The following is a 16,981-nucleotide window of genomic DNA, read 5'->3' as shown; positions in this document are numbered from 1 at the left end:
GCTTATTGAGGTGCTCGACCTCAATAAGGCCGACTTTTCGTTGCTATGGCGGGGCAAACCCCGGATATAAGACCCACTTTTTGTCTATTAACCCAAGCTTCAACAGCGAGCCCACAACAGGGTGCAAATCTACGCACTATTTTGGCCGGATTTCTGCTCTGGATTTGCACTACGCGACTCCGATGGTCCCCAATTTGCATCCTGAGGCATTCCCCGGTGCCCAGCTTCCCCGGCCGGTAGCTGCGCCGTCGGCCGAAGTGACATTGCTGGCCGAAGCTGCGCCGTCGCCGCAGCTGCGCCGTCGTACCGCACGAAACTGCGCCATAAACGCAAGCGCTCCAAAAATCTGCAAAATATTATTTATGTTACGTAAAACTGCGCGGCGTAAAATCAACATAAAACTTTTGTGAAAATGATCAATCACACAGTCGTGACCTGCGCAAACGCTGAATACCTTAAGAATTAACTCTCCAATTGTGATTTACTTGAGTTGAGTTTACTCATCACTCATCTAAGGTAAGGACACACCACATGCTCACGCGAAACCTTTCGAGGGTGCTGGCGGTGATCGCTGCTATTGCGATGGTCGTCGTTGGGCAACCCCTGCGGGCGGAGGCGGCGCCTCAGTCTGTTGATTTTAACTACGTGATCGGTGAGAAGATACAAAAATTTGAGTTCACCGCTCACAATCCAGATAACCCTTCGGAAAGTATTACCTATCCGAGCGACCCGGCCAAGCGTTACAACTACAAGCGAATTCCGGCGGGCTGGGTGCTCAACGGTCAGATCGTTATGCAGCCGGGCTGGAAGATTACCAGCACGGGCTCGGATCTGCTTTACCCCGATAACCTCGAGCAGAGCGTGACCGGGATCGGGAAGGACGCCGTCCTCACGTACCACGTGAAGGACGTGAAACCGACCGAAAATATTTACTTCCAGCAGATCTCCTACGAACAGTTCAATTACGCCACCTATGACCTCAACGGCGGTACCTGGACCGATAAGATTCCGACCGATCCGCTGCATCAGGCCCAGGATGGCTCGTTCTACAGCATGTTCATCACCCCGCACGGCACCGTGCAGAAGCCCACGGACCCGGTGCGCGAGGGTTACACCTTCCTCGGGTGGATTGGGAAGAGCACTCTCAATATTCCGGCCGTCGAGCCGCCCTACAAGTACAACGTGTACACAGTGGATAAACCTTACCGTTTCGACGAAATTGACCCGAACCGGCTGCTGGGATACCGCCGGCAAAACGTGGTCAATCTGACCGCGGCGTGGGCCAAGGAGCCGGCCCTCGAGGTGAAGAACATCGAGATTTGGGAGGGTGAGGCATTCACTCCTTCGGATATGGTCGTCTCCGCCACGGATTTTGCCGGCAAGGATCTGACCGATCCGGCCAACGGTGGCTCTGTCACGCCCGCGGGCGATTATGACAATGCTGTTGCTGGCGAATACCCCATCACTTTCACGGCGAAGGACAGCAAGGGCGGCACGGTTACTCGCACCGCGAAGCTGATCGTCAAGAAGCGTTGGACCCCGCTCATTCCCGCCCCGGAGCTCACGCTCAAGAACGTGGAAATCAAGGCCGGTGAGCCTTTCGATCCGGTGGATATGGTGGTTTCTTCCAGCGGCACGGCCGTGCCCAGCCCGGATAACGTATACGATCCGAAGACTCCCGGTACCTACACTCTCACCTTTACGGTGACGAACGAGCAGGGTGTGAAACGTACGGCGACGGCGCAGCTAGTTGTCAAGCAACCTTGGGTCATCATCGAAGCTGCTCCGGAGCTGAGCCTCAAGGATATGACCATCACCGTGGGTGATCCTTTCGATCCCGCGGATATGGTGGTGTCCTCCAGCGGCACCGCGGTGCCCAGCCCGGATAATGCCTATGACCCGAATACCCCGGGAACCTATGATTTGAGCTTCACGGTGACCGATGAGAAGGGTGCCACGGTAACTCGGACAGCGAAGCTGACCGTCAAGCCGAAGCCCGAGCCGGCACCGGAACCTGCGCCTGAGCCTGGAACGGAAACTCCGGAGCCGGGTGAGCCTGGAACTCCGGGTCAGCCGGGCAACCCGGGCCAGCCTGGTGACCCCGGTCAGCCTGGGCAGGCATCGGGTACGACGCCCAGCACGCCTGAAACTCCCGGAACTCCTGGTGAACCCAGCCAGCCCGGCACAACCGGTGCGACCGCTACCCCCGGCAAGCAGGGCACGGTAGCCAAGGCGGGCAGCCGTTCCCTCGCCCATACCGGTAGTGATGCGGCGGCGCCCTTCGCTCTGGGTGGCATGCTTGTTCTGGCAGGCGGAGCCCTCGTGGCTACTCGCCGCAAGAATTCTTAGGGCTGCTTGCTAATTGCCGGTGCTCTATTCTGCCGGTTATTCTGCCGGCTCGCTATCCCGCTAAGGCACTAGCAAAAACACGTGTGGGGGCACCTCCGATTGGGGTGCCCCCACACGTGTCTGCGGTTCTTATCAGCGGTCTGCGGTTGCTTTCGGTCACGCTCGCGGTATAGATGCTCGCGGCCCAGTGCTTACTCACCGCCCGCGCTTAGCGCCACTCTCTACCCATGCGGCACGTACTCACATTTGCTATGCTCGGCCGGCTCCAGCTGGAAAGTGGAATGCTCCACCTTGACCGGGAAATGCTCGGCGACGCACTGCTGGAGCTGATCGAGGATCCGCGGGGCGTGCCCGTCGAAGAAGCACTCATCCTCAACCACCACGTGGGCGCTGAGCACCGGCAGCCCGGTGGCGACCGTCGTCGCATGCATATCATGCACCCGAATCACGTGCGGCAGATTCTCCATATGCTGGCGCACTTCGTCCAGGTCCAGGCCCTGCGGCGTCGCCTCCATCAACACGTTGAGCGCAGTGGACAGAATCCGCAGCGCACGCGGAATAATAAGAATTCCGATGAGGATCGCGGCAATCGCGTCCGCGCCGCCCCAGCCGGTGAAGTAGATCGACGCCGCCGCCACGATCACCGCAACCGAACCGAGCGCGTCATTGCAAACTTCCAGGAAGGCGGCCTTCATATTGAGGCTGGCGCCGCGCCCGGTGAAGAGGATCAGCATGGAAGCGATATTGCCCAGCAGGCCGATAATGCCGAAAATCAGCAGCGGCGCAGCCGGCATCTCCGGCGGGTCGGTCAGGCGTTTGATCGCTTCGATGATCACGAAAATACCCACGCCGAGGAGCAGCGTCGCCTGCAAGCACGCGGAAATAATCTCCGCCCGAGCATAACCCCAGGTGCGGCGGTTGGTTGCGGGTTTGGTGGTGAGGTGAGCGGCCACCAGCGCCATGACCAGGCCGGCGCTATCGGTGAGCATATGGCCGGCATCCACAAGGAGGGCCAGCGAGCCGAGCCAGAACGCCCCGATCACCTCGGCGATCAGAATCGAGAAAGTAATACCGAGCGCCCAGGCGATGCGCCCGCGTTGCGCCCCGGCGCCGTGCACATGCCCGGGCCCGTGCTCATGGCCGCTGGCATGATCATGACCGGCAGCGGGAGCTACCGCGGTGGGCGTACGAGCCAGGTGGCATAGGTGCGCGTTGTCGCCATCCTCGCTAACTTCGCCATTTTCGCCGTTTTGGCCGGCCACGCTAAATGATTCGCCATCCTCCTCGGATGGCGTGCTCTCCTCCGACGCCGATGCGGCGGAGGCGCCAGAACTGCGCTGAGCGCAGGTGCATTGCCCGCCGGCGTGGTCGCCGTGCTCACAATGATAATAATTATTATTATGCATAACATAACCTCCTTGGGGCTCTGAGTGTACCTGCCCGCCCGTGTTTTCGGCAGGGTACGGCCTGTGATGCAGGGCATGTACGACGACGCCTATGTGGCCACGCGCATAATATGCAGTGATGTGGGCCGGGGAGGTGAGAAAGTCCGGGACGGTGAGCAAGTCCGGCGAGGCGGCGGGCGGAGCCAGCCGGTTGGGCCAGCGAGCCGCGGCGGCGAGGTAGCGGCCCGGGCCAGAATGCAAAGCACCCGGGCGCTAATTCCGTGAAAGGAATCGGCGCCCGGGTGAATGAATGCGCAATAGGCCCACGGGGGTGCTGATGAGGGCGACGCCCCTACTGCATTGTGATATCTATTCCGCAGGAGTCCATGACGAGGATGAAGTTGAGCAGGTCAGTCATGAACTTGGGGTCCTCAATTTCGTTGCCGGCCATGATGTCGCCCTTGCTGGCGCGTTCGATGACATCGATGAACTGGTCGGATAGCTTGCCCTGTGCGGCATTGCCGATGCAGGTGCCGACGTCGTCACGCGCAGGTTTACCAAATGCTGCGGTGAAGCTCGGGTCCTTGAGGAAGGTATCGAAGAGCGCTGCGATTTTTTCCGGCGGGTAGGTGTAGGTCAGCCCTTCTTTGCCGTCCTTACCTGTTGAGCCGCCCGAGTCACCGGAGGGTGCGGGGGCGGGCGTGGTAGGCGAATCAAGGATGGGTGCCTTGCTGGTTTCCGGAGCGGCCGTGGCGTCCGGGGTGGCGGGTGCGCTAACCGAAGGAACCGAGCTGGGATCGGGCTGCGCATCATCGCTGGCCTTATCCCGGTTGAGGAAGAAAATAAGGCCAACAACTAGAGCGATCAACGCGATGATTCCCACGCCGATACCAACAAACAGGCCGGTTTTGCTCTGCTTGGGCTGCTGACCGTAGCCGACCGGATAACTCCCGCGCGGACCATTCGGGCCGCCAGGTCCGTTCGGGCCACCTGCGCCGGGGTACTGATTGCCCGAGCCGCCCGGGTAGCCGGCGCCGCCATATTGCCCGCCGGGATAGCCCGGGCCGCCGTACTGCCCGCCCTGGCCGGAACCGTATTGCGGGGCCTGACCCGGATAATTACCCCGCTGCGGGTAACCAGCCTGGCTGCCGTAGTGATTGCCTTGGCCAGCCTGGCCGGGATACTGGGTGCCGGTGCCGGCGCCGGCCTGAGCTCCCGGATATGCGGGGCCGCCGTAGTGCCCGGCTTGCCCGGGTTGTCCGGCTCCGTACTGCCCGCCCTGCCCGGCGGCGCCATACTGGCCCTGACCGGGATAAGCGGCGGTAGGTGCACCGTAGGCCTGAGTGGGGTAATCGCCCGAAGGTGAGCTGGGCGTGGAAAAAGCTTGGGTGGGCGCGCTGGCAGCATCAGCTGCGCCGGCGGCTTCGGGCGCGCTGCCCGTGCCGGGAGTGGTGTTCTCGGAGCCGTGCGGAGGGAAAGCTCGGGTGGGTTCGCCGCCCTGCGGCGAACGGGTTGCGTCTTCTTCGCTCACGATAAATCCTAACGATGCGCGGGAGCGGTGCGCGGTAACCCCGCGCGATAAACACGCACGGTAACCGGCGAAAACGCCCCGATATGACAGGTACCTGGCCCCTTCCGCACGCTACGGGATACACCGGAGCGCACGGTTACACGGGCCAAGCCACATTCATTCAATCAGAGGGCGGCCGGGAGCGGCAAGCAAGTTTCGTGTTTGCCAAGCTCAGGACCTTTCGGCCAGCAGAGAAACACCCGCTACTTCGCGCCCGCGGCTGCTGTGCGCCGCTCCGCCGTCACCTTCTTGCGCCGCTCCGCCGTTGCCTTCTTGCGCAGCTCAGCTTGGGTGCGCTGCGCGGCCCGCTGCTCCGCGCTTTGCCACAGCCGAGCCGGCTCCCCGAAGTGCAGCCCCAAGAACCACCACAGCGCTTCAATCAGCGCCGCCCCGCTCAGCCCCACCAGCGTACCCAGGGCCATCGCCCCGGTATTGGAGGAATCCAGCATGAAGATGCGCTGCGTGAACGGCCAGAGGAAAATCACCCCGTACCCGAGCAGCGGCAGCAAAATCAGCAGAATCTTCCACCAGACATAGGGCCGGGCCACCACCACGAGCACCCACGAGGAGGCAATAATCATCGTTAGAAGAGTCGCGGTGGACACCTGAGTCGCATATGCCGAGCTAGCTGCGCCGTCGTACAACATCACGTAAGTAATAAAAGTCGCAACCCCGACAATCAGGCCCGCCGGGAAACCGAAACGCATGACGCGCTGCACGAAACCGGGGCGGGCGGCGTCGTTATTCGGCGGCAGAGAGAGGAGGAAGGCCGGGATGCCGATGGTGAACCAGCCGGTGATCGTCACGTGAATCGGCACGAAGGGGTAGGGTAGCGCGAACAGCAGCACCGCGATGGCCAGCACCGCCGAATACACCGTTTTGGTGAGGAAAAGCCGCGCCACGCGTTCGATATTTCCCACCACGCGCCGGCCCTCGCCGACCACGTGCGGCAACGAAGCAAATTTATCGTCGAGGAGCACAATTTTCGCGACCGAGCGGGTCGCGGAAGTGCCGGAGCCCATGCCGATGCCCAGGTCGGCATCCTTGAGGGCAAGCACGTCATTGACACCATCGCCCGTCATCGCAACAGTGTGTCCCGCCCCGCGCAGCGCCGCAACCATAGCGCGTTTCTGATCGGGGGTCACGCGCCCGAACACGGCATTCTCATTAATAGTTTCCGCGAAGCTCGCCTCCGGGATGGTGCGCGCGTCGACGGGAGTGCCCACATTGACGCCGAGCTGCGTGGTCACCGCCCCGACCGCCGCGGCATTATCACCGGAGATAACTTTGACCGCCACGCCCTGGGAATCGAAATAGCGCAGGGTATCGGAGGCGTCCGGGCGGATTTTTTGGTCGAGCAAAATGAAGGCGAGCGGCTCGATGTTGCCGGGCGCGTTCGCGGCCGTGACCGGCGTATCGCTGCGGGCTAGGAGCAGTACACGCTGGCCGGTGGCGGCAATGGCGGCGGCGCGCTCGCGGGCGGCGTTGATAGCGGCCGCGGGAGTGATGGCGCTCGTTGCTGCGGTGTTGCCATGCGGAACGACGGCGCCAGTTGGGGCGACGGCGCCCGCCGGGCCGCACGTACCCGCCAGATCAAGGAGCACATCCGGGGCGCCCATAATCCAGTGCTGGCCATTGGCGAAACTCACCCCGGACCACTTCTTCGCCGAGGTGAAAGGCTGGCGTTCGGCCACCTTCCACGGCTGGGCCGGCGCGCCGAGGGCTTCCTGGATGGCCTCCATGGAGGAGTTCGGGGCCGGATCGGCCGCCCCCAGCTGGGCCAGGGCTTCCCGCGCGATGGCCTGAGCGCGCGCGGCGGGAGTGGCGGCGGCGTCGTGCTGTTCGCACACGGTGCCGGAACCGGAACCGCTGCAAGAACTCGCGCCTCCGGAAGCAGAACCGGAAGCAGAGCCGCTGCTCGAAGCCGCGCCGGGCACCAACTCGAGTCCCGCGAACCGCAGGGTGTTTTCGGTGAGGGTGCCGGTTTTATCCACGGCGACGGTATCCACGCGCGCGAGGCCTTCGATGGCGGGCAGCTCGTTGACCAGCACGTTTAGGCGACCGAGCCGGATCACGCCCAGCGCGAAAGCGGTCGAGGTGATGAGCACCAGGCCTTCGGGAATCATCGGCACCAGCGCGCCGGTCACGGACAGCACGATATCGCGCCACTGCGCGCCGATGGCGGCCCAGTCCAGGCCCACCACGCGGATCTGCCCCCAGATGGTCAGCAGCCCGACCGGCACCAGCACCCAGGTGATGGCTTTAAGGATGCGGTCGATGCCGTTTTGCAGCTGGGAATCGACGAGTGAGAATTTCGAGGCGGCAGAGGTGAGTTTGGCGGCGTAGGCCTCGGCACCCACGCGGGTGGCGCGGTAGCTACCCGAGCCGGAGGACACGAAAGAGCCGGACATCATCGCGGCACCGGGTTCCTTGTGGATGGAATCGGATTCGCCGGTGAGGAGCGATTCATCCACCTCGAGGTAATCGGCTTCGGTGACGACGCCGTCCACCACGATCTGCTCGCCGGCCGCGACCACGATAATATCGCCCAGCACCACCTCTTCGCGCGCGATTTCACGCACTTCGCCCTCGCGGCGCACCCGCGGATGAGCTTCGCCGATGACGGCCAGGGAATCAAGGGTGTGCTTGGCGCGCAGCTCCTGAATAATGCCGATAATCGAGTTCGCGATAATGAGCAGGCCGAAAGCGCTATTGATCCACGAACCGGTCAGGATCACAGCAATAAACAGCACCCCGAGCATGAAATTAATACGGGTGAAAACGTTATCGCGCACAATCTGCGCGGCCGAGCGCCCCGAGCGGTCGGGCAGGGTATTCGCTTTGCCTTCCGCGGCGAGCTGGGCGGCCTGCGCGGCGCTGAGCCCAAGGGCCGGGTCGCTCGCGGGCACGTGCTCGTTGCCGGTGGTGGGGTCGGTGGCGGGATCGGTCAGGGCGAGGGACTCGGGTTCCCGTTGCGCGGGTTTGCTTGCGGCGGGGGCCGGGGCGGTGGGCGCCGGGCCGGGCGCGGTCGAGTCAAAGTCCCGCTGCGCGGGTGCGGCGTCGTTCATAAAAAACGATTCTAGGCAAGGAAGCTGGACGGCGGGTGAATGTTTCTTGGGTGCGGGGCGCAATGGGGCTGGGACGGCGCGGGCGGTGACGCAACGGCGCGGGCGGTGCGCAACGGTGTGGGCGGTGCTCGAACGGTGCGGGCGCGCCGGGTTGCGGTGCCCGTCACACTTACGCGCCGTGCGGCGGTAGCATGAGGTATGGCACGAAAGAATATTTTCCGCAGCGTCGCGGGAATCTGCGCGGTTGCGGCCCTCGCTTCCTGTAGTAGCACGACGACGCCGCAGCAGGCCGCAAGCACCCCGGCACCGTCGGCCGGTTCGGCAAGCGCTACCCCAACGGCGGGCGCGGCGGGGTCATCAAGCAATGCAGCGCCCTCGCCTGCTGCGGCTGGCTCGCCCGGTGCGGAACCCGCATCGGGGGAGGCGATCATGGCGGAAGCTCTGCGTGCGGTCGATGGCATGACGGAGTTCGAGGTCGGGGTGCTGCGCACCAATAACAGCTCTGGCCTGGATGATTGGGCTTCGCGACTCAGCGTCAATGAGCTGGTGCAGCGCTATGACGGGGATAAGGTGCTCGAATATACCATCAACGGGCAGCCTCCCAATAAGGCGAGCCTGGCGCCGCTTTCGAAGGACGATATGCGGTTCCTGATTCGCAGCGCCGATTACGGCGCCGAAAATGAGCGCGGGGTTGTATCGGGGGAACTGCGTCAAGGCACGAAACTTCCTTCACTGGGTACCCAGCTCATGGATACCTGCGCGCAGGATGGCGACTGGGTCATTCTCGCGGGCAGCGTGGGATATAACCGGCGCACCGGGGTGATCGAATACGTGGATTACATGGTGGAAAGCCCCGATTTCACTCAGGAAGTGCGCGGGCCGGACGGACAGGCTCGGGAGGAAAATATGGCCTGCCGCACCGTCTGGGACTTCCGCTCCGTGAACGGCTCGGTGATCGATAAGCCACCGGCGAGTTAGACCTCTTCAACGAGAGCCGCAGCGGTGTAATCGTCGGTAATCAAGGCGTCAAGATAGCCACCCACCAGCACTGCTTCTATAGCGGCAACCTTTTCCGTGCCGTAAGCCACCCCCACCACAAAAGGGATATCGCGCAGTTTAGAGGGGTGGAGGCACACGGTACGGCGGCACAAGGACACATCAACATGCTTTCCCTGGGCGTTAAGGTAGTGCCCGTTGAGGTGCGCCACCGCGTGTTTCCGAGCCAGCTCACGTTGAATCGGATGGGTGATCCATTTGCGCAGCAAGGGGCTAGAACCAGCTATGGACACCGCCCCGACTCCCACCAATGCCACATCGGCACGAGCGGCTAAATCCAAGGTGCGATGCACCGATGGTTCCTGGCTCATCGCCTGCGCAGCTAACTCGGTTTCAAACACCAGCGGTACGGGAAGAACCCAGTGGTTGCCCCCGAGTTTCTTCGAGGCGGCTCGGCATAAATCCGGGCTATCTATGAAGGGGAGTCCCGAACCGGTCATTCCCAGAATAGGAACGACACAAGACGAGGTCCAGGTGCGTCGGGGCAGTTTCGCTACCGTAGCGGCCACCGCGCGACCATTAGAAATTGCCACGGTAGAACGAGGGTTGCAATGTGCCAGCAACACATCTGCCGCGGCGGAGCCAATGGCAGATTTAGTGTCCGCTTCGCTGGTGGCGACCACTCGTACTTCCTTGAGCTGGTAGGTATCGAGTAGCTGTTGCTCCAAACCAAGGAGACGTGCCGAGGGATGGGAAATTTCTATTTTCACAATCCCGGCCGCGCGAGCCTGTGCCAATAACCGGGAAACCGTCACTCGAGAGTAGCCAATTTCAGCAGCTATGTCGCTTTGCTTGGCATTATCAAGGTAGTACCTTTTGGAAACTTCCAGGAGTAATTCGAGGTGCTCGCGGTCATAAATAGTATGTGCTTCCTTGGACATATGTTCAGCATAGCTGATAGCACCACTTTCGGAGTGATGATTATCGCCGTTATTCGGCGTGAATCTGGTGCTCATTCATCAATTCACGGAACATATGTTCAAAATACTCCTTTTCTGCTTGACAAACTCTATCTACGCTGAATGCCAGGCCTCAGATAGAGGTAGTCAGTTGCAATCAAAGGAGAATGCAATGAGTTACGCACGCACAATCAAAGGTGATGTGGCGCCGGAGACCCTCGGGGTTGTAAATGCGCATGACCACTTGATTCGTACGGGAGCCGGGGAAGTGTACATTGACCCCGATCATTTGCTGGCGGATGTGGACAAGGCCGTCGAAGAAGGAACATACTTTGCCGAGGCTTCGCTGAAGTGGAGTCCTCACGGCGGCACGGTTGTGGACATGTGTCCGGCTAACTCGGGGCGTGACCTGGAGAAGTTGCTGGAAGTTAATAACCGGGTGCCGAATCTGCAGGTGATTGCCTGCACCGGTTTCCACCGCGAAAAGGTCTACCTCGAGACCCGTTCGCACTGGGTCAGCCGCTACACGGTCAACCAGATTGCCGACCTGTTGATTAAAGACATTACAGAAGGTATCGACCGTTTCGACTACTCCGGGCCTATCGTGGAACGCACCAAGATGAAGGCCGGGTGTATCAAAGTCGCGACTTCCTACGGCATGATTACCGATTTTGAATACAAGTGCATGCGGGCATGCGCTATTGCTTCCATTGAGACAGGTGCACCGATTAACACGCACACCACGTACGGCACCTGCGGGATTGAACAGGCTCGGGAGCTCATTAAGCTCGGTGTGCCGGCGGACCAGATTGCCATCGGCCACATCCAGCGCAATGCCGATGTGTGGTATTTGAAGCAAATCCTCGATACCGGAGCCTGGCTGGAGATTGACGGCACTCACCGAATCAAGTACCAACCGGATTCCAACCGGATCATGGAGCTGCGCGAACTTGGAAAACTGGGATACGGCAAGCGGATTATCCTGGGAACCGACTCGGGTAAGGCCTCCTATCAGAAAGCCTACGGTTCCGTGACAGGGGTTGACTTCAATCCTGCCGTGGATGGACCTCGCATGCTCGACGAAGGTTTTGATCGCGCTTACGTGGAAGACCTGCTGATGTACAACGCGCAGCGCTTCTTCACCATGCGTAAGGACAGCTAAGATGCGGCCACAACTGCAAATTGCCCTCGATACCTTAACTATGGAAGACGCGCTGGCGCCCCTGCAAAAAGCGCACTCCCAGATTGACATTATCGAGTGCGGCACCATCTTGATTATCAATGAAGGCCTACGGGCAGTGCGAGAAATCCGCGCTTTGTTTCCCGAAAAACCGATTCTGGCCGATGTACGCATCGCGGAAGCGGGTTCCCTCATTGCCCGGAATTGCTTCGAGGCGGGAGCGTCGTGGGTGTCCTGCGTGGCGGGTGCATCGCTGACCACTATTGAACAGGTGGTCAAGGTAGCCGAAGGTTTCCACGGCGAGGTGCAAGTGGAACTGGCTGAGGAACACTACACCCTGGAAAAAGCCCGGAAGTGGGCGGATATTGGGGTGAAACACGCCATCGTGAAGCGCTCGCGTGACTTGGAAGCCGCGGGGAAACTCACCTGGGGACCTCATGACTTCGAACGCATCGCGCAGTTGAAGGAACTCGGTTTCACGGTAACTATCACCGGAGGGATGAGCGTGGCTGACCTCGACGCATTCTCGGGGCAATACCCGGATATCATCATCGCGGGTCGCACTATCACCCAGGCCGAAGATCCCCTGGCGGCCGCCACCGCCCTGCAAACCAAGATAAGGCAGGTGTGGAACGCGTGACGCAGCGAAAAGAATCCACTGTCACCCTGGGAATCTACGAAAAAGCCTTGCCTAGCACAGATGACTGGGGTGTATTTTTCCGCAACGCCAGGGAAGCTGGGTTTTCCTTCGTGGATCTTTCCATCGATGAAAGCGTCGAGCGCATGAAGCGCCTCGAGTGGGATTACCGCCAACGGCAGAACGTGCGGGAAGCAGCAAGGCAGGCCCATATCCGTTTAGGGGGCATCTGTCTTTCGGCGCATCGGGCAGTCATGCCTGGTTCACAAGACCCGCAGATGCGCCAGCGAGCCCTTGAACTGTACCGGAAAGCGATTGATTTCTGTGTGGACATGGGTATTCCGGTCGTGCAAGTGGCGGGTTACTACGCCTACTACGAACCTCACGACCCCGATGCGGCGCAACGCTACCTGGAAACTCTTGCCCTCGCCTTACCCTACGCGGAACAACGCGGCATTATCCTCGCTATCGAAAATGTGGATGGGAACGACCTCGCAGCTATACCTGACGTGGTCAAAGTTCTCGAGCAGCTGCCCTCGCCCTGGCTGCGCATCTACCCCGATATCGGCAACATTGCCGAACACGGCGGGGATGCAACCAGCGAATTGGCAGCGGGGGAAGGGCGCATGGTCGCTTTGCACGTCAAAGACGTACTTCCCGGACAACCTCGACGGATACCGCTGGGCGAGGGATGTGTCGATTTCCCGGCAGCCTTCCGAGAACTCGCGCGTCAGAACTGGAGTGGCAGAATCATGCTCGAAATGTGGAACGACGACGCTCCGGACTCAATCGCGAAGTGCATCGCCGCACGCGAATATCTTGAGGTGCTCCTGAGGCAATCAAACATTATCGTCATTCCCCCAGAAAGGACGTAACCGTAACTATGCTCGAGCAATTACGCGAAGAAGTGTGTGCCGGCAACTTAGAACTACCACGTCACGGATTGGTTGCCTGGACAGGCGGGAACCTTTCCGCCATTGACGAGGAAACCGGCTACATCGTCATTAAACCCTCGGGGATGCGCTACGAAGACATGACACCCAAGGACATGGTGGTCGTGGCTCCCGACGGCCGGGTAGTGGAAGGGGAACACGGACCGTCCTCGGATACGAGCTCACATCTCTATATCTACCAACACAAAAAGGATGTCAAATCGGTCATTCATACTCATTCCCGCTACGCCACCGCATTTGCGGCGGTAGGGAAACCCATCCCCTGTTGCCTAACAGCCATCGCGGATGAATTCGGCGGCCCTATTCCTTGTGGAGGGTATGCCAGAATCGGCAGCGATGAAATCGGAGCGGAGGTCATCCGTTCCATCGGGGATTCCCCTGCCATATTGATGAAGCAGCATGGCGTGTTCACTATTGGTTCGTCTATTGCCAAGGCGCTACAAGCTGCTGTGATGGTAGAGGATGTGGCTCGCACCGTCGCGATCGCCACCGGCCTCGGGCAGATTGAGGATCTGCCAGCTGAGGAAGTATTAGCCAATCATGATCGTTACCAAAATCGGTACGGCACTATGAATGCAAGTTTAGGAGTTCGACAATGAAGTACGAATTAACCACCATTGGTGAAGGTCAGATTCGGCTGACCTGCCCCAAAGGAGAACACCTCGTTTCCTCCCGGGGATTAAAGATGACCGCCGCGTGTTCTGAAGCGAATGTTGCCGGATTACTGGCCCAGCTAGGCAAGAAAACGGCTTGGTGTACGGTACTGCCCGAAAGCGGCCTTTCCGAAAGGGTTCTCTCGGAATTCCGTTCGGCCGGGATCGACCTGTCTAACGTAGTGATGCGGAAAGAAGGGCGGGTGGCACTCTATTTCCTTGAACCAGGCGAGATGCCGCTACCCGGCAAGGTCACCTATGACCGTTTACACACCCCATTTCGGGACATTGACATCGACGATGTCAACTGGGATGACATGCTAGATACCAAGATGGTGTTCGTCACCGGTATCACTGCTGCTTTGACGGAAAAAACCGCTAAGGTATTGACCTACTTCGTTGATCAGGCCCATGAGCGGAAAATCAAAGTAGCGCTTGACGTCAACTACAGATCCCTCCTGTGGGACGGCGCCCAGGCACGTAAGGTGCTAGAACCGATTGCCCGGAAGTCTTCCATCGTGTTCTGTTCCCGCAGGGATGCTGGCTCGGTTTTCGGGCTCAAGGGTAGCGGCCCGCAAGTTTGCCACGACCTGCGCGAATTCCTCGAGGTTCCGGTGGTTGTTTCCACGGATCAACTGGACGGCACCTATTCTTCTACCGCTGAAGGCGAGAAGGTCTACGACGTGGAACGTGTGCCCGTGATGGATCGGCCCGGGGCCGGAGATTCCTTCGTAGGCGGTACCTTGTATGGCTATCTCAATGGCGATCTCGATGCCGGGGTACGGATTGGGATGCGAACCGCGAAGATCGCGCTAACACATCACGGTGACTTAACCCGTATCAGCCACGGCGAACTGGAAACTGCCGACAACTCTGACATCTTGCGCTAGAAGTGGCGACGTGTAAAGGAGAATTAATGATGAGTAGTTCTGTAACTGCAATGCAGCAAGTTGACTCCCGTCCGCTAACCCGCAACCAGCGCAGTTTGATCGGCATGACCGTGGTGGGTAACATTTCGGAGTTCTTCGATTTGTTCCTCATTGGCTTCGTCATCGCCCTGTTGATGAAAACTCCAGGCTGGGAACTCACCGGAATGCAAGCCGGCATCATCGGAGCGGCTTCCGGCGTGGGTACCGTAGTCGGAGCGATTATGTGGGGCCGCCTCGCCGACAGCTTCGGACGTAAAACCGCTTTCATTAGTTGCATCGTGGTTTTGGTGGTATTCACGGCTCTGTGTCTGACCATCACGCCCGGTCAATGGCTGTTACTGGCTCTCTACCGCGTTGGTGTGTGCATCGGGGTTGGGGGTCTGAACATCACTTCTATCCCCTATGTCCAGGAATTCGTTCCCGCGAAACAGCGTGGCTTACTCTCTGGTCTGACCTCGGTTTTCATTCCTCTGGGTATTTTCTTAGGGTCCTTGGCAACAAAGTTCCTCGGTGAACCCTTGGGATGGAAAGGACTCATTGCCCTGGGGTGTGTACCCGTTGTTCTCGTGGCGTGGGCCTTCTTCGTCCCGGAGTCGCCGCGCTACCTGGTGTCGCGCGGTCGGGTGGAAGATGCACGCAAGGCCTATGCCTGGGCACTCCAGATTCCCGTTGAAGAAGTGGGTGAGCTTCCTGTTTATGAACAAAAGCAAGCGGCATCATACGGAGTTATTTTCACCAAGTATCCCAAAGCGTTGGCGATTGTTACCTTTGGCTCCTTCTGTTTCATCTTAGGTTCCTTCACCATTCAGTCCTGGGGACAGGCCATCCTCGGCGAATCCTTCAAGTTCGATATCTCCACGGTGGTCTACATGTTCATGGGTGTTTCCCTGGCAGATCTGCTCGGACGCTTGGGCTCAGCGTGGATTTCTGACCGCATCGGGCGGCGCACAACCATGCTGATCTGGGGCGTCCTTGGCGGTATCGGCTGCCTAATTGCGGCCTTTGCCAGCCAAATGGATGGATACTCAGCCGGGATTATCTTCTTCATCGGCATCCTCATTGCCATGGCCTTTGGTGACGGCGCCTTCGGTATCTTGAACGCCTTCGGTGCCGAGCAATTCCCCAACGAGGCTCGCTCCACCGGGCTCGGCCTGGGGTACGGGATAGGTGCCACGGCAAAGATATTCGGTCCCTACATGGTGGGAGCGATGATCGGAGGAGGTAAACCGACCCCGGAAGTGGTTCTGGTGCCCTTCGTCATCTTCGCGGTATTGCTCTTCATCGGCGCGGGCATCTATATGTTCGCGAAAGAAACTAAGGCTTTGCAATTAGAAGAAGTCTAGTTTTCTTATGTCGCCATCCGTGATGGTGTAGCCTTGTGTTTCATCAAAGTCCTCCCGAGGAATGAACTGGCTAATTTGTCATTAACCAGGTTCACTCCTCGGGAGGTTCTGTATCAGGGTCAACGCAGGGCCTACATGAATGAAAATAATCTCCGTGCTGGGCCGTGCAATTCTCATTGCGCCCAGCACGCACGCCTCAGGCTAATAAATCGCGACCGGGCCGCAGGGGCCGGGGCTCACGTCGATCTCCGCGTCGAAAATCGCGGAGAGGCGCTCCGGGGTCATAATATCCGCCGGGGTGCCGGCATCCATGACCACGCCTTCGCGCATGGCAATAATGCGATCCGAGTAGCGTGCCGCGAAATTAATATCGTGGATAACCAGCACGATGGTGCGGTGAAGCTCGTCCGCGGCCTGGCGCAGGTGGCGCATCATCTGCACCGAATGCGAAATATCCAAGTTATTGAGCGGCTCGTCCAGCAGCACGCAATCGGTTTCCTGGGTGAGGACCATCGCCACGTAGGCGCGCTGGCGCTGCCCACCGGAGAGCTCATCCAGGTAGCGCCCTTCCAGCTCGGTCAGCCCAAGGAAATCAATATAGCGGGAAATGATCTTCTCATCCTCGGCGGTCAGGCGCCCATTCGAATACGGGAAACGCCCGAAGCCGACCAGCTGACGCACCGTCAGGCGGGTAACGAAGTGATTTTCCTGGCGCAGAATCGCGAGAATCTTGGCAAGATCGGCGGATTTCGTCGTCGTCACATCAAGACCCGCCACCGCAATCGCGCCCGCGTCCATACGCATAAGCCGCCCAATCATCGTGAGTAGCGTGGACTTGCCCGCACCATTCGGACCCACCAGGGCCGTCACCCCGCCGTGCGGAATATCCAAGGTGACCGGGCCGATCCGCACCTCCGAACTGTAATCGCGGCGGGTGCCCTCCATACGGATCATCGGAT

Annotated in this window: 14 protein-coding genes; 9 read left to right on the top strand and 5 right to left on the bottom strand. The window is 59.8% G+C overall.

All coding sequences use genetic code 11. The annotated features are described in order from the left end of the window. Both ACRQDJ_RS05965 and ACRQDJ_RS05960 read left to right on the top strand, forming a co-directional pair. A partial coding sequence (locus ACRQDJ_RS05965; RefSeq protein ID WP_435717882.1) for a hypothetical protein occupies positions 1-410 on the top strand: 410 nt, incomplete at its 5' end. Positions 411-531: 121 nt separating this feature from the next. Beyond that, complete coding sequence (locus ACRQDJ_RS05960) at positions 532-2,349, top strand: InlB B-repeat-containing protein (RefSeq protein WP_435717881.1); 1,818 nt, start codon at positions 532-534, stop codon at positions 2,347-2,349. A 221-nt stretch (positions 2,350-2,570) separates the two neighbouring features. Here the strand turns inward: ACRQDJ_RS05960 and ACRQDJ_RS05955 are convergent, their stop codons facing one another. The 3 genes from ACRQDJ_RS05955 to ACRQDJ_RS05945 all read right to left on the bottom strand — a co-directional run bounded on the left by ACRQDJ_RS05955 (position 2,571) and on the right by ACRQDJ_RS05945 (position 8,372). Beyond that, a complete protein-coding gene (locus ACRQDJ_RS05955) occupies positions 2,571-3,755 on the bottom strand; it encodes a cation diffusion facilitator family transporter (RefSeq protein ID WP_180948684.1) in 1,185 nt (394 codons plus the stop codon). A gap of 331 nt (positions 3,756-4,086) precedes the next feature. Next, complete coding sequence (locus tag ACRQDJ_RS05950) at positions 4,087-5,265, bottom strand: SKG-like transmembrane protein (protein ID WP_101595628.1); 1,179 nt, start codon at positions 5,263-5,265, stop codon at positions 4,087-4,089. A 242-nt stretch (positions 5,266-5,507) separates the two neighbouring features. Continuing rightward, the gene (locus ACRQDJ_RS05945) at positions 5,508-8,372 is read right to left on the bottom strand and encodes an HAD-IC family P-type ATPase (RefSeq protein WP_435717880.1); all 2,865 of its coding nucleotides are present in this window, start codon (positions 8,370-8,372) and stop codon (positions 5,508-5,510) included. Between the two features lie 198 nt (positions 8,373-8,570). Here ACRQDJ_RS05945 and ACRQDJ_RS05940 point away from each other — a divergent pair, with 198 nt between their 5' ends. Beyond that, positions 8,571-9,350: a hypothetical protein gene (locus ACRQDJ_RS05940; RefSeq protein ID WP_435711000.1), complete on the top strand. Its 780-nt coding sequence runs from the start codon at positions 8,571-8,573 to the stop codon at positions 9,348-9,350. Here ACRQDJ_RS05940 and ACRQDJ_RS05935 read toward each other — a convergent pair. Continuing rightward, on the bottom strand, positions 9,347-10,384 hold the full coding sequence (locus ACRQDJ_RS05935; protein ID WP_244899299.1) for a sugar-binding transcriptional regulator: 1,038 nt from the start codon (positions 10,382-10,384) through the stop codon (positions 9,347-9,349). The two genes, ACRQDJ_RS05940 and ACRQDJ_RS05935, sit on opposite strands and share 4 nt — an antisense overlap. A gap of 115 nt (positions 10,385-10,499) precedes the next feature. On the opposite strand from ACRQDJ_RS05935, the gene ACRQDJ_RS05930 reads away from it, so the two are divergent. Genes ACRQDJ_RS05930 through ACRQDJ_RS05905 form a run of 6 tightly spaced genes read left to right on the top strand, consistent with a single transcriptional unit; the run spans position 10,500 to position 16,022 of the window. Next, complete coding sequence (locus ACRQDJ_RS05930) at positions 10,500-11,489, top strand: phosphotriesterase family protein (protein WP_026429010.1); 990 nt, start codon at positions 10,500-10,502, stop codon at positions 11,487-11,489. A 1-nt stretch (position 11,490) separates the two neighbouring features. Next, entirely contained in the window at positions 11,491-12,147 is a 657-nt protein-coding gene (locus tag ACRQDJ_RS05925; RefSeq protein ID WP_087070059.1) for a 3-dehydro-L-gulonate-6-phosphate decarboxylase, read from the top strand. After that, positions 12,135-13,019: an L-ribulose-5-phosphate 3-epimerase gene (locus ACRQDJ_RS05920; protein WP_234984425.1), complete on the top strand. Its 885-nt coding sequence runs from the start codon at positions 12,135-12,137 to the stop codon at positions 13,017-13,019. The genes ACRQDJ_RS05925 and ACRQDJ_RS05920 overlap by 13 nt, the downstream gene beginning before the upstream one ends. An 8-nt stretch (positions 13,020-13,027) precedes the next feature. Next, positions 13,028-13,696, top strand: coding sequence for an L-ribulose-5-phosphate 4-epimerase (locus ACRQDJ_RS05915; RefSeq protein WP_026429007.1), 669 nt, complete (start codon positions 13,028-13,030; stop codon positions 13,694-13,696). Further along, complete coding sequence (locus tag ACRQDJ_RS05910; RefSeq protein WP_087070058.1) at positions 13,693-14,640, top strand: sugar kinase; 948 nt, start codon at positions 13,693-13,695, stop codon at positions 14,638-14,640. Before ACRQDJ_RS05915 ends, ACRQDJ_RS05910 begins: the two co-directional genes overlap by 4 nt. Before the next feature lie 29 nt (positions 14,641-14,669). Then, a complete protein-coding gene (locus ACRQDJ_RS05905) occupies positions 14,670-16,022 on the top strand; it encodes an MFS transporter (protein WP_087071139.1) in 1,353 nt (450 codons plus the stop codon). A 201-nt stretch (positions 16,023-16,223) separates the two neighbouring features. Here ACRQDJ_RS05905 and ACRQDJ_RS05900 read toward each other — a convergent pair whose 3' ends face one another. Then, the gene (locus tag ACRQDJ_RS05900; RefSeq protein ID WP_435717883.1) at positions 16,224-16,976 is read right to left on the bottom strand and encodes an iron ABC transporter ATP-binding protein; all 753 of its coding nucleotides are present in this window, start codon (positions 16,974-16,976) and stop codon (positions 16,224-16,226) included. Positions 16,977-16,981: the final 5 nt, after the last annotated feature.

Source organism: Actinotignum urematis (assembly GCF_051264595.1).
GTDB lineage: Bacteria > Actinomycetota > Actinomycetes > Actinomycetales > Actinomycetaceae > Actinotignum > Actinotignum timonense_A.
Note: the sequence above shows the minus strand (reverse complement) of the source record. Positions and strands in the feature narration are given on the sequence as shown.

What these genes read in the sequence shown, in the direction of transcription:
- ACRQDJ_RS05960 (WP_435717881.1), top strand. Translation starts at nt 532, where the DNA reads ATGCTCACGCGAAACCTTTCGAGGGTGCTGGCGGTGATCGCTGCTATT.
- ACRQDJ_RS05930 (WP_026429010.1), top strand. Translation starts at nt 10,500, where the DNA reads ATGAGTTACGCACGCACAATCAAAGGTGATGTGGCGCCGGAGACCCTC.
- ACRQDJ_RS05935 (WP_244899299.1), bottom strand. Translation starts at nt 10,384, where the DNA reads ATGAGCACCAGATTCACGCCGAATAACGGCGATAATCATCACTCCGAA.
- ACRQDJ_RS05945 (WP_435717880.1), bottom strand. Translation starts at nt 8,372, where the DNA reads ATGAACGACGCCGCACCCGCGCAGCGGGACTTTGACTCGACCGCGCCC.
- ACRQDJ_RS05910 (WP_087070058.1), top strand. Translation starts at nt 13,693, where the DNA reads ATGAAGTACGAATTAACCACCATTGGTGAAGGTCAGATTCGGCTGACC.
- ACRQDJ_RS05905 (WP_087071139.1), top strand. Translation starts at nt 14,670, where the DNA reads ATGAGTAGTTCTGTAACTGCAATGCAGCAAGTTGACTCCCGTCCGCTA.
- ACRQDJ_RS05915 (WP_026429007.1), top strand. Translation starts at nt 13,028, where the DNA reads ATGCTCGAGCAATTACGCGAAGAAGTGTGTGCCGGCAACTTAGAACTA.
- ACRQDJ_RS05925 (WP_087070059.1), top strand. Translation starts at nt 11,491, where the DNA reads ATGCGGCCACAACTGCAAATTGCCCTCGATACCTTAACTATGGAAGAC.
- ACRQDJ_RS05955 (WP_180948684.1), bottom strand. Translation starts at nt 3,755, where the DNA reads ATGCATAATAATAATTATTATCATTGTGAGCACGGCGACCACGCCGGC.
- ACRQDJ_RS05900 (WP_435717883.1), bottom strand. Translation starts at nt 16,976, where the DNA reads ATGATCCGTATGGAGGGCACCCGCCGCGATTACAGTTCGGAGGTGCGG.
- ACRQDJ_RS05940 (WP_435711000.1), top strand. Translation starts at nt 8,571, where the DNA reads ATGGCACGAAAGAATATTTTCCGCAGCGTCGCGGGAATCTGCGCGGTT.